The following is a 276-nucleotide window of genomic DNA, read 5'->3' as shown; positions in this document are numbered from 1 at the left end:
CTTCTTGATCCAACGATCCGCAATTTCCTCTTCCAGAACTTGCATGATGGATTGAACAACACAGCGCATCGAATCCAACTCAGGCAACGTGCGTCGATGGCGGTTCAGCTGTCGGACAAGAGCACGAAGCTCTTTTGTTGGGTGCTCACGGTGCTTGGCGCTCGATATCAACTTCAGTGCGCGCTCCGCGACCTCTGTGAACGACCAGTGTCGCGTGCCCTTGACCTCAATGCGCGAGTGCCCCGCACGCCATTTACGGTCTTCGATGATATCGTC

The 276-nt window shown here is 55.1% G+C and carries 1 protein-coding gene; it reads right to left on the bottom strand.

The window, feature by feature from the left end; translation table 11 throughout:
• Positions 1-276 (bottom strand): hypothetical protein (locus AC1RP1_RS08310; protein WP_481762772.1); only part of this gene is annotated, 276 nt, incomplete at both ends.

Source organism: Dellaglioa sp. CoH-56-MRSF-13 (genome assembly GCF_056782095.1).
Note: the sequence above shows the minus strand (reverse complement) of the source record. Positions and strands in the feature narration are given on the sequence as shown.